The organism is Nocardia sp. CA-107356 (genome assembly GCF_050946365.1).
Lineage (GTDB): Bacteria > Actinomycetota > Actinomycetes > Mycobacteriales > Mycobacteriaceae > Nocardia.
In genome coordinates this window covers 6,768,936-6,779,715 of sequence record NZ_CP191992.1, presented here as the reverse complement: position 1 = coordinate 6,779,715, position 10,780 = coordinate 6,768,936, and the positions used below count along the sequence as shown (strand labels likewise).

The 10,780-nt window shown below is 65.6% G+C and carries 5 protein-coding genes; 4 read left to right on the top strand and 1 reads right to left on the bottom strand.

The window, feature by feature from the left end:
- Positions 1–44 precede the first annotated feature (44 nt).
- Positions 45–509, bottom strand: a complete 465-nt coding sequence (locus tag ACQP1G_RS30520; RefSeq protein ID WP_433193048.1) for a YbaB/EbfC family nucleoid-associated protein — start codon at positions 507–509, stop codon at positions 45–47.
- Between the two features lie 253 nt (positions 510–762).
- On the opposite strand from ACQP1G_RS30520, the gene ACQP1G_RS30515 reads away from it, so the two are divergent.
- Genes ACQP1G_RS30515 through ACQP1G_RS30500 form a run of 4 tightly spaced genes read left to right on the top strand, consistent with a single transcriptional unit; the run spans position 763 to position 10,773 of the window.
- Positions 763–1,257 carry a YbaB/EbfC family nucleoid-associated protein gene (locus tag ACQP1G_RS30515; protein WP_433193046.1) on the top strand — a complete coding sequence of 165 codons (495 nt, stop codon included), beginning with the start codon at positions 763–765 and terminating at the stop codon, positions 1,255–1,257.
- A gap of 12 nt (positions 1,258–1,269) precedes the next feature.
- A complete protein-coding gene (locus ACQP1G_RS30510; protein ID WP_433193045.1) occupies positions 1,270–7,353 on the top strand; it encodes a hypothetical protein in 6,084 nt (2,027 codons plus the stop codon).
- Entirely contained in the window at positions 7,346–9,967 is a 2,622-nt protein-coding gene (locus ACQP1G_RS30505; protein WP_433193044.1) for a WXG100 family type VII secretion target, read from the top strand. Before ACQP1G_RS30510 ends, ACQP1G_RS30505 begins: the two co-directional genes overlap by 8 nt.
- Positions 9,964–10,773 (top strand): ESX secretion-associated protein EspG, encoded by an 810-nt coding sequence (locus tag ACQP1G_RS30500; RefSeq protein ID WP_433193043.1) that lies wholly within the window; start codon positions 9,964–9,966, stop codon positions 10,771–10,773. The genes ACQP1G_RS30505 and ACQP1G_RS30500 overlap by 4 nt, the downstream gene beginning before the upstream one ends.
- The last annotated feature ends 7 nt before the right edge of the window (positions 10,774–10,780 follow it).

Here is a 10,780-nt window from a genome sequence, read left to right as displayed (position 1 = left end):
CGATCAGAACTTCCGGCGTCGAATTGCTTGGGGGTCCGCTGGTTTCAGTTGTCGGCGAGAGGGGATCGCCGGGTCCCGAAACCGTTGTCGCCGGTGTGATCTCGCTCGGACGGCGGATCGAACGAGGCTCGCTGCGGTTCCGGCGCGCGGGCGGTCAGGTCGGGCAGTCCGCCGGCGATCTCGGAGAGACTGGGCAGCCGCGACCGGGTTTGCTGGATGGGGGCGATCAACTCGTCGGCGCGGCGGGCGACCTCGGCCGCGGCCTCCTGGGTGGCGTCGGTGACGGCGTCGGCGATCTCGTCGTAGTCCAGTTCGTCGATGTCGTCGGCGAAGTGGGTCTCGATGACGACACCATCGGCGTTGACGGTGATGCGCACGCGCCCCTTGCCCGCGGTGGCGGTGGCGGTGAGTTCGACGCGCTTCTGCTGTGCCTCGGCGATCGCGCGGATCTGCCCGTTGACCGTGTCGAGTAGGTCGGCGAGGTCGCCTTTGGTGCGTTCGTTGTTCACGTCGAATTCTCCTGCTGCCCGAAGAGATTCGGAACCGCGACAGGTTCCGTATCGATTCCCAGCCGAACGTACCGCACCTCATCGTGCAAAAACACGTTCTGACGTATTTATGACGGAATTATGAGGCACAAATTATCTGGTGCGGTTTCGAGTGATGAGCAAATGATCCGCGTCGTGTTCAATCCTGTTGTGTGACCACGGTTTCCGGCGTGGCATCGCGGAACCGGCTCGACCTGAGATGCGGAGGCTTCTGGTGGCGAATGAATGGCTGCGGGCCGACGCCGCGATGATGATGGAAGCATTGTCGGAACAAATGCAGGGCATCGCCAAAATTCAACGGGATCGGTCCCGGCTCATCGCTTCCGCCACCGCGTGTGAGAAACGAATCACGGTGACGGTCAATGCCGATGGCATTCTCATCGAGACCCGGTTCGCCGACGATATCGGCGAACTTTCCTATGCGGAGATCGCGGGGGCGATGACCGAGGCGGTGCAGGCTGCCGCCCGGAAGGCGAGCGAGGAGTGCCGCCGGCTGATGGAACCGTTGCGGGAGCGCAAGTCTCGGTTACCGCGCCTGTCCGATCTCATCGAGGGTGCGCCGGATCTGGGGTCTGCCATGCCGGTGGCGCCGCCCGCCTCGGTGGCGCCGCCGAACTCGCCGGAGCGGCGGCACGACAACGAGGACACGCGTTTCCGTGACGCCGAGAAGCTCGGTCGTCGGTCGATGGTCAGCGACCTCGACGAGTGAGGCCGTAGCGTCATGGGACTGTATCTTCCGCCGGAGCTGGCCTGGTTGGGCTGGGTTGCGGGCGGGGCGTGGCCGGAGGGCGACGAGACCGACGTCTGGCATGTCTCGGACGCCTACAAGACCGCGAGCGGTGCGCTTCGGAAACAGATCCCGGATATCGAGGACGTCAAACGCGTAGCGAGTTCCGCCTACCCCGAAGGCGTGGGCGGCGACAGGATCGGTGCGCTGTTCGATCAGATGCTCACCGGCGACCAGTCGGTGGAGTCGCTGGCGAAGTACATGGAACAGATCTCCGACGCGGTATTCGACTACGGTACGCAGATCGAGGCCGCGAAATTGATGACGATCGTCTCGCTGATCGCGCTGGCCATCGAGATCGCCTGGGCCTGGATGTTTCCGCCGACCGCCGCCGCCGTCGAGGCCGCCGAGACCGCGGCCACCCAAATCGTTCTGCGAAGACTGGAATTGTGGTTGCAGGAACGGATTCTGGCGAAGGTGCTGTCCGTATTCGGGGAGAAGTTCGCCAACCTCAGCAAGGGGTGGGTGATGAAGATCCTGGAGGGCTCGTTCATTGCCGGCGGGCTCGATGCGGCCGTGCAGGTCGGCCAGATCGCGTCCGGGCACCGGAAGCACTTCGACTGGACAGAGTTCGGGGCCGCGGCATCCGCGGGCTTCGGTGCACCGTTCGGCCGATCAGCCGCCAACTCGCTGAACAAATTCACGACGAAGTCTTTCGGAAACAAACTCGAGAATCCGTGGGTTCGAGCCGGGAACGGCGCGCTCGTGGGTATCGGGTCCAGCCCCGTGTTCGGCGCCTTCGGCGGTCTCGGTGCCGCCTTGGTCACCGGTGACTGGGCCGGCACGCTCGGCAATCCCGCCGGCTGGGTCGGCGGTGCGGCCCAGGGTGGGATCGTCGGTGGCGTCCGGGGGTACCGCGGCGGCGGCCGGTTCGACAACAGTAGCTTCGAGGTCAACTGGAAGATGCCCGGGGACGGGTCGGTGAATGTCCCTGTCCGGGGCGGACACTCGTTCGACCCGGGCGGGCTCGGACCGCACGGCTCCCGAGACGGCTTCGGCGGCGAGCACATCATGCCCCAGAACGAGCCGGGCGGAACGAACGGGCCGCGCGGTGGTAACGGGAACACCTCCGACAATTCCTATTCGCCCGGCGGCAGGTCGGGATCGTCTGGCGGCCAGCAGGATTCGTTGGCGACGCACCCGGCCTCGTTCACCGGTGACAATTATTCCGAGGGGTCGGCCGCGCCGCCACCCAGCAAGATTCCGCAGCACGAGGCGGGAAGCGGCCCGGACTCGAGCAGTTCGAGCACGAGCAATTCGGGCAAGAATGACTCCGGGTCGAACAACTCGAGTGCGAGTAACTCGGGCAAGAATGACTCCGGGTCGAACAACTCGAGTGCGAGTAACTCGGGCAAGAATGACTCCGGGTCGAACAACTCGAGTGCGAGTAACTCGGGCAAGAACGACACCGGGTCGAACAACTCGAGCACGAACAACTCGGGCAAGAACGACACCGGGTCGAACAACTCCGGTTCGAGCAAGCAGTCGCCCCCGGTTGCGGCGAACAACGCCAACGGAAGTCAGTCGGGTGGTTCGTCCAATTCCGGACAGCACGGGTCGCTGTCGGGCAATGAGTCGAAATCCGGTGGCTCCGTCGGTGGTTCGAACGGTGGCTCGCACTCGTCGAGTGGGTCGTCAACGGCTGGGGGAGGCCGGAGTGAGTCCCCGGCATCCTCGAATCCGTCCGAGAACGGCGGAAGTTCGTCCAACTCGAACGGAGCGTCGCGAACGTCGCCCTCGACGAACCTGCCCGGAGACGGCCGCAATTCGTCGACGATCAGCGGTCCGAGCGACCGGCCTACGGGCGGCCCGGCCGTCATGCGTCCGTCCACGGGAGGCGACGGCTCGGTGCAGCTGGACCGATCGCCGACGTCGCAACCGCCGAAGGGCGGTATCCAGATGCCGTCGCGCCCGTCCACACCCGACACGAATATCGTTGCGGGACAATCGCAGCGCGGACCGGCGTCGGCGTCCGACGCCAATTCGGCCGGTTCGAGCCAGCCGCGGCGTTCGTCGGTGGTGTCGGATGTGAGTTCGTCGGGTTCGGGTCAGCCGCGGCGTTCGTCGGTGGTGTCGGATGTGAGTTCGTCGGGTTCGGGTCAGCCGCGGCGTTGGTCGGTGGTGTCGGATGTGAGTTCCTCGGGTTCGGGTCAGCCGCCACGCCGACCCGTCGACTTGAATCCCAGTGGGGCGCCATCACAGCGTCCGCCGGTTTCGGATTCGGGTTCGAACAGCCCGAATCCGCCACGGTCCGCGGTCCCGAATCCGAACTCCGGCGACGAGACGCCGTCGGGACGACGCCCACAGATGCCCACACCGGATTCGGGCCACACCTCGTCGCCGAGGCAGCGTCCGCCGGAGTCGACTTCGGGCGGGCTGCCGCCGCTGCGCCCGAGGCCCGAGGGGGATCTGCCTCCGTCGCGCGGATCGGTTCCGCAGGAACATCATTCGGACCCGGGCAAGCAGCGCGGACACGACGACGCCGAGCCGGGCGGCGCCCGGACCTTCGAGGGCGATCGGGAACATCGCAACTGGACGCGCACCGAGTCGGGCGACATTCTGATCACCTCGCCCGACGGCACCGAGCATTGGGTGGACAAGCACCGGAACATCTTCATCGGGCGCCCCGACGATCCGACGCTGCTCAGGATCGGCCCGGACCGCTCGGTCGAATTCTTGCCCAACAATGGCAATCGCCCTGTGGCAGAACCAGGTCCGCAGGCCGGACCGGGGCGCGACGGCGAGTTCGGCTTCGGCCGGGACGACGGTACCCGGCACACGGTGCTGGACGACGGCTCGGTGCGGACCGAATCCCCGGACGGGTCGACGACGATCGTCGGGCGGGACGGTGGAGCGGATCTGCGTTCACCGAGGGACGAACGGACCCGATTCGACCCGGACGGCACCGCCGTCCACACCCGGCCGGGCGACCCGACGACCGTCACCACGCCCGACAACACGGTGCACGTCGTCCCGAACGACAAGGCCGGGCGTGCACGCGACGAGGACGGCAACCTGGTCGTCACCTCCCCGGACGGCACCAGGCATGTGATCGGCGACGACGGGACCATAGTGGTGGGCCGTCCCGGTGATCCGCAGTTGATGAAGGTCGGTCCCGAATATTCGATCGTGTTCGTCGGCCCGGACGGCGCCGGCCCGGCCGCCCGCTCCGAGGCGACCGCGGGCAAGGGCAGTGGTGTGCAGTCGCCGGCGTTCACCCGTCCGGATCGGGTCTCGCATACGGTGCTGGGCGACGGTTCGGTGCGGACGAAGTCTCCGGACGACTGGACCACGACCGTAAGACTCAACGGGGCAACGGAATTCACCTCGCCCACCGGCGACAAGATCGTGTACAAGGCCGACGACACGGTGGTCGAGTCCGGGCCGGGGAAGCCCACCGTGATCACCGGTCCCGACCAGACCAAGCAGACCACCGAGCCCAATGGCGCGGTCACCGTCGAGAATCCCGACGGCACCGAGCATGTCGTATTCGATTCCACGGATCTCCAGGGCGGCGGACGGACTCGGCATCCCGATCAGACTGTGATCCATCACGACCTGAACGACACCCTGAACGTCGGGTCGCGTGACCGGCTCGGCGGCCTCGGTCAGGATGGTCCGCGCAAACCCGGTGTCGTCCAGATGGATCGGCCCGACGGCACCGGGTTCGAGTCGTCGCCCAAGGGCATCAAGGTGTTCGACGACGACGGCACAGTTTACGAGCGGGGTTCGCGTGGGTCCGTGCGTATCACCGCGCCGAACGGACACACCGAGTCCCGGTCGATGAAAGAGCCGATCGAGCTGTCCAACGGTGCGCAGCTGGAGCGGACGCGCGACGGCTTCCGAGTCGTGCACGAGGACGATTCGGTCTCCGAGATCGGTCCGCGCGGCGTGCGTTTCACCGATGGCGACGGTGTGGTGCGCGGGACCCGCACGGACGGAACGGCTTTCGTCAACCAACCCGATGACGGCCCCGTCCGCGAGGTCCGCGGCGACGGTGCCGTGCGGGTCACCGCAGGGGACAAGACCTCGTGGGGCACCAGGGGGGACGGCACCACCTGGACGGTCGACGGCAAGAACAAGGTGCACGTCTCCGATCCCGACGGGACCGTCGCGCCGCCGGCCGACCCCAAGAATCCCTATGTCGACGGTGCCGACCTGACCGCCAAGATCAAGCCACGCCACCTGAGCGACAACGATCCGCTACCCGGTGGGTATCGGGCGCCGACCGCGCCCGAAACCGATATCTGGATTCCACCGGGGTACGAGAAGGTCCCGCCGGAGCACTTCCTACAGGATCCATCGGATCACGATCCGGAGTACTGGGGCCCGCCGGACTACTGGGGCCCGCCGGACTACGACCCGGAGGATTGGGACCCGCAGGATAAGGCCGACTGGGGCCCGCCGGATCGTGACCAGGACGATTGGGATCCACAAGATCGATATGACCGGGATCGGCCGAATCGCGACCCCTACGACAACGATCAGGGTCCCGAGGACTTGGGGCGGTATGGCGGCTCCCGCCGCGGCGGCGGCTCCGATGACGGTGGCGGTGGTTCCGGTCACGATGGTGGTTCCGGAAGCTCCCCGAATTCGCGTGGCGGACCGCGTGATTCGAGTTCCGGTCCCTCGGGTGAGGGCGGCTCGTCCAGTAGTGAGCGGAACTCTCCGCCCGAAAACCGGCAGCCCCCGCCCGCTCCGCGGCTGGACCCGGCGATGCTCGAGCGGATGCTCCAAAACTTGCATGCCGCGGATGGGATGGCGCCGCCGCCGGGCGAGTCCGACCGGGTCACGCCGGGTGGTGGGAGTGACCGGGAGGGCGAGCTGTCGCCGGACTTCTCGAGCTTCGGCCTCGGCGACGGTTTGCGGCCGCCGACTTCGGAGCAGACCGGAGGCGCGGGACGGGGTTCACAGAATGGTGTGTCAGGCCCACCGCCGAAACTCACGCCGCCCGGCGGCGAGGGCGGTCCCCGCAGGCCTGACCTGTCCGCGCTGCGCGGGGCCCTCGACAAACTCGCAAGCGACCGACTCGCAGGCCCCGGGGACGGTGGTTCGGGGCAGCAGGGAGCCCCCGATCAGCCCGGCTCGCCGAAGCATCCCGGTGCGGGGGAGCGCCCGGGCGCATCGCACGATCCGGCCGCCCAGGACAGGTCGGGTACGCCGGAGCAGCCGGGAACACCCGGTCGAGGAGGTCAGTCGGATCGTCCGGACGCGTCGAACAACTCGAACCGGCAGCAGTTGCCGGGCCAGCCCGGCGACTCGAGAGCCCCTGGTGGCGAGAGCAATTCAGGTGCGCCGGGCGGTGGTGACCACTCGGGAGCGCCGAAGTCCGGCGATCCTTCGCACTCACCGGTGTCCGAGGACGATCCGGGTGCGCCGGCAGCCGGGGACCAGCGGGATGCGCCGGGAGTCGGGGAACAACGTGATCCGTCGGGGACTGGGGAACACCAGGGCGAGCCCGGCGTCGGCCGTCCTCCGGATGCCCCCGGCGCAGGGGCACACCCCGGCATTCCGGGCGACGGAAACCGCCAGGATGGGTCCGGAACCGGAAGCCATTCGGGTGCACCCGGGAACCTGGATCATTCGTCCGAGCCCGGGCAACCGAAAGCTACGGAGCAGCCGGGGAACTCGTCGCAGCCGGGTGGATCCGGGACGCAGCATCCGTCCATGCCGGGAAAGCCGCCTGCGGCACCGATGCCGGACGGGCACCAACCCACCGGGTCGTCCTCGCCCGGCGGGGCGCCGCCACCCGGCGCCTCGCCACCCGCCGCGCCGCCGGGGGCGGCTACCGGACCGAAGAAGCCACCGCGCCGGGACCGCAAGAAGGACGACAAGCCCCGAAAGAAGCCGAAATCGATGCTGATGCCCTCGCCGTTCGAGGCGCCCGCGCAGCGGGCCGGACCCGACGACTCCGCCGCCGATGTCCCGTTCGCGTTGGAAGCTGCGAACGCCGAATCCGAACCGGACAGCACCGCGAGATCGTCCACGAAGACCACGAGGAGTGCCACCGATGGCTGACGAGAAAAAAGACGACAAACCGAAGATCGACGATACGACCAAGATCGATCGCGACGACTGGGGCGATCTGCGCAAGAAGGCGGATACGCACAATTTGCAGGCCAATCTGCTGAAGGCCGATACGAAGGCTTTCGCAGCGTGTGCGCAGGCATGCCACGACATGATCGGAAAACTGGATTGGTACAAGGGTCATATCAACAGCCATGGTATGACGCGCATGAAGGAATTTTCTGATGAAATGGGCGGCAAAGAGCTGACGAACCGTTTCAACCGTAAAGCCGTAAGCGTGCTCGAGGCGATGGATACGTTGAAGCTCATTATGGAGGATATGGGCGACACATTCATCAGTGCGTGTAAACAATATCTGAAGACCGATGATGATGCGGCGAAAGATTTCGCAAAGGTCGGCGACCTGAACAAGGTGGATTCCATCGCGCCGAAGGGGTATGTGCCGAATGATCGGAAGGATTACACCCCCTCGAACACGGGAGACCACCCCAACGCGCCGACGCCACCGCCGAGCCCCGACAATGGCAATCCGATCTGGGTTTCGGATGCCAGTGGTTGGGGTTTCGAACGATTCAAAGAATTCGGTCAATCGCTGCAGAACAGCGATTGGGTAGCGATGGAATCCGGTGTCCAGTACAAGTGGATCGCCGAGAAGCTCAGGGGTGATCTCGACGAACTGAATGGCACGCTGAAAAGGGTCACCGCCGAAATGTGGACCGGCGACGGGGCGGACAAAGCCAGTAATGCGATAAAGCGCTTCACCGAAAATTCGCGTACCTTCGCCACCAGTCTGGATAATTTGGGTGTCGATCTGATTTATTGCGCAAAGTGGATTTATGCCATGTTCAATGACACGCCTACGGCCAGCGTTCACAGTAATAATGGTACCGATTGTCAAAAGCGAAGTTGGGTCGACGGCTATCGTGCGACCTACAAGGCAGTCTATGAGCCGGGTATCGCTGGCGCCGTCAATGCTATGCCTGCGGTGACCGTGACTGGTTCCGTCACTCAACCGGCGCCCCCGCCTCCACCGCCGCCCCCGCCGCCGGACAACAAGGGTGACGGCGAAAAGAACAAGGGCAACGGGAACGGGAACGGGAACGGGAACGGGAACGGGAACGGGAACGGGAACGGGAACGGGAACGGGAACGGGAACAACGACAAGAACAACAACAACAACGACAAGAACAACAACAACAACGACAAGAACAACAACAACAACGACAAGAACAACAACAACAACGACAAGAACAACAATGGTAATGGTAATGGTAATAACAACGGAAATATTGACAAGAACAGCCCGGATTACAAGGCCGGCTATCAGGACGGCTACAACCAAGGCCTGAAGGAGGGCGGCGGCAAGAACGGCGGTAACAACCAAGGCGGCAATCAAGGTGGCGGCGGCAATGGTCCCGGTGGTCAGGGTAATGGTCCGGGCGACGGTACCGGTAAGGGTAATGGACCCGGTGACGGTGCGGGTAAGGGCGGCGGTCCGGGTGACGGCAGCGGTAAGGGCGACGGCAGCGGTATCGACAAGAACAGCCCGGAGTACAAGGGCGGTTACGAGGACGGCTACAAGAAGGGCCTCGGGGATGTCGGTGGCAAAAATGGTAACGGCGACTCGAACCCGTACACCAATGGCAACTCGAACGGACCCGGCGGTAACCAGGGCGACGACAGCAAGAATAAGTCTGACCGGCCGAACAACCCTGTCCTCAAGAACCCTCCGCCTCCCGGATCGTCGAAAGCGCCGAAATCGCCGCAGGATCTGCTCAACGATCTGCTCCAGGGCAAGAACCCGCTGAAGGACCTGAACCCCGAGACACTGCAGAAGATCGGGGCCGATCTGCTCGGCGGCCTGAACCCGGAACTGCTGAAGCAGATGACCCCGGAGGCGCTGCAGAAGCTGGGCTCCGACCTGCTGCAGAGTATGGACCCGCAGGAGCTGCAGAAGTTCGGCAACGACCTGCTCGGGGGCCTCGGGCCCGAGGCACTGAAGAACCTGAACCCGGAGGCGCTGCGCAACCTGAGCCCGGAAACGCTGCAGAACCTGGGGCACACCCTGGGCGGCGGGGGCCAGGGCGGTGCGGAGCTGCTCAGGACGTTGACCGACGGGATCAAGGGGGTCGTGGAAGCCGTCACGAAGGCAGGCACGGAAGTGATCGCCGGTCTCGCGAATTCCGGCATGGTCGGGATTCCGGGCATCGCCGAACCGCAACATCTCGGTAGCTTGGCAGGCGCGCTCCCCACCGAGCTGGCGTCCGCTCTCGGGGGTGGGGGCGGTGGCGCCGGACTTGCTGGCGGTGGCGACGGTGGTGTGCATTCGCAGGTCAACGCCGCGCATCCGGCCGATTCGTCGAAGTTGTTCCCGCGGGCGGCGATTCAGAACGGGAATGAGGTGATACCCGCCACGCCGGCCTCGTCGCGAGGAGGGAGTCCCGCGAGCGGGATGACGCCGCCGATGGGCGGTATGGGCGGCGGCATGGGCGGACAGAACGGCGGCCAGGGCCACAAGCGCGCCAAGTTCCTCGACACCGTGAGCAATTTCGATGAGATCGTCGGGCCCGATGTGGATCGGGTGAGGCCGGTGATCGAGCCGTGACCCAGCAGTGGAAGTTCACCTGCCTCGAGTTTCTCGTGCTGTGCGACCGCTATCGTGCCGGGTCGCTGCCGCAGCCGCTGTGGTTCGAAAGCACCGAGGACGTCATGGTGCACGAGATGGAGGCGCGCAGGCGCGTGGTGTGGGAGGACCTGCAGCGTCGCCTGGACGGCTCGTTCGACGGGGTGATCGAGGTGCTGCGCGCGCCCGAACTGTATGTACGCGTCCGCGGCTGGGACGAGCAGAGCCGGGACGATATGGACAAGAGGCTCCACGTGCACGTCGCACGGTCGGGTGCGCTCGGATATGCGTTTGCACAGGTGCCGGGAAATCTCACCTACGACTCGCCGATGGTCGCCGTCACCGAATGCGATCCGAACACATTGGCCGCGACGGTGGTGAAGGCCCTTCCGACGGTGGAAGCCGGGCAGATGCCCGACATTCCGATCGTCACCGACCCGGCCGAGCACGTCACGCCGGCCTGGAGAGACAGCCTCATCTGGGACAACGTCGACGACAGGCCGGTAGCTCAGACGCAGCGGTTCTTCCGGCAGCGTGCCGATCTCACCGGATCGATCATGGTGGTGCAGGGCCGGTCGAAGTACGGCCCACGCGGGATTCACGAGACGAAGATGCTGTGGCGCGACATGCCAGGCGACGGCCGGTACGTGATGTCGTTGGATGAGGCGCCGGTCGCGGTCGGAACCAGCCGGCGACAGCTCGCCGCGCGGATCGACAGAGATATCGCCCAATTGCTGGAGCGTCTCGAAACCCATTGGGAATCAGGGCGTTCCGAGGACCGGTACTGATCCCGAA

What these genes read in the sequence shown, in the direction of transcription:
- ACQP1G_RS30505 (WP_433193044.1), top strand. Translation starts at nt 7,346, where the DNA reads ATGGCTGACGAGAAAAAAGACGACAAACCGAAGATCGACGATACGACC.
- ACQP1G_RS30510 (WP_433193045.1), top strand. Translation starts at nt 1,270, where the DNA reads ATGGGACTGTATCTTCCGCCGGAGCTGGCCTGGTTGGGCTGGGTTGCG.